Genomic DNA, 1,660 nt, shown 5'->3' with positions numbered 1-1,660 from the left:
GATCTCGCACTGCAGCGCGAAGCTGGCGTCGGCGATCTCCCGCTGCGGGTAGTTCTGCTTCACCGCGTCGACCATCCCGCCGAGCTCGTCGATCTTGGCGAAGTACTCGTAGGCCATCTCCTCCATGCGGTCGGTGAGGGCCTCCACGAAGTAGCTGCCGCCGAGCGGGTCGATCGTGTTCGCCACCCCGGTCTCATGGGCGATGATCTGCTGCGTGCGCAGGGCGATGCGCACGGCGTCCTCGGTCGGGAGCGCCAGCGCCTCGTCGTAGGAGTTGGTGTGCAGCGACTGGGTGCCGCCCAGCACCCCGGCGAGCGCCTCGATGGCGGTTCGCGTGATGTTGTTGAGCGGCTGCTGGGCCGTCAGCGACACGCCGGCGGTCTGGGTGTGGAAGCGCATGAGCCACGACTTCGGGTCCTTGGCGCCGTAGGTCTCGCGCAGCTCACGCGCCCAGATGCGCCGGGCGGCGCGGTACTTGGCGATCTCCTCGAAGAAGTCGATCTGCGCGTTGAAGAAGAACGACAGGCGCGGCGCGAAGTCGTCGACGTCGAGCCCGCGGTCGATGGCCTGCTCGACGTAGGTCAGGCCGTCCTTGAGCGTGAACGCGAGCTCCTGCGCCGCGGTCGCCCCGGCCTCGCGGATGTGGTACCCGGAGACCGACACCGAGTTCCACTTCGGCATGTGGAGCGTGGAGTACTCGATCATGTCCCCGAGCAGGCGCATCGCGGGGTCGATCGGGAAGCACCACTCCTTCTGGGCGATGTACTCCTTGAGGATGTCGGCCTGGATCGTCCCGGCGAGCTTGTCGGGACCGACGCCCTGGCGTTCGGCCGCCACGATGTAGTAGGCGAGCATGATCGCGGCGGGCGCGTTGATCGTCATGGACACGCTGACCTTGCCGAGATCGATGCCCTGGAACAGCGTCTGCATGTCGTCGACGGAGTCGACGGCGACGCCCTCGCGGCCCACCTCGCCCAGGGAACGGGGCGAGTCCGAGTCGTGCCCCATGAGCGACGGCATGTCGAAGGCGGTCGACAGACCGGTCTGCCCGTGGTCGAGCAGGTAGCGGAACCGCTCGTTGGTCTCGTCGGCGGTCCCGAAGCCGGCGAACTGGCGCATCGTCCACAGGCGCCCGCGGTACATGGACGGGTACACGCCGCGCGTGAAGGGGTACTGGCCCGGCAGCCCGATCTCCTGATCGTCGTCCTTGCCGGCGCGGTCCTCCGCGGTGTACAGCGGCTTGATCGGCTCCGCGCTGAGCGTCGTGAACGGGACGTCCCGTTCGGGCGCGAGCCCGTAGGCCTCCTGCCACTGCTCGTAGGTCGTCGGGACGGACGTGGGGGTCGCCATGGCGCTCGTGCTCACTCGGTCTTGATCGCGGATTCCGGAACGAGATAGGTGGAAGTCCTCCTATCTCGCTCGGCACATGGTACGGCACGACGGCGGCAGCGTCCATCCCTCCTAGCCGGCGAAGTCGCCGGCGTCCCGGCGCAGGACCGTGAGGATCCGGGTCAGCGCCTCCCGGTCCTGCAGCGAGAGGGCGCGCACCGCGAAGTCCTCGCCGTTCAGGACCTCGGTGGCGCGGCGCGCGACATCCCGCCCGCGGTCGGTGATCCGGATCAGGCTCGCTCGTCCGTCGGTCGGGTGCGGCACCCGCTGG

Annotated in this window: 1 protein-coding gene and 1 pseudogene; both read right to left on the bottom strand. The window is 68.8% G+C overall.

Annotation, left to right across the window (positions count from 1 at the left end):
• Positions 1-1,350 (bottom strand): methylmalonyl-CoA mutase (locus ABYE80_RS20640; RefSeq protein ID WP_372792299.1); only part of this gene is annotated, 1,350 nt, incomplete at its 3' end.
• Between the two features lie 111 nt (positions 1,351-1,461).
• Positions 1,462-1,660, bottom strand: a pseudogene (locus ABYE80_RS20635) (MarR family transcriptional regulator); the annotation flags it as partial.

Origin of the sequence: Paraconexibacter sp. (assembly GCF_041602235.1) — a bacterium.
Classification (GTDB): domain Bacteria; phylum Actinomycetota; class Thermoleophilia; order Solirubrobacterales; family Solirubrobacteraceae; genus Paraconexibacter.
This window is presented reverse-complemented; position numbering and strand designations above follow the sequence as displayed.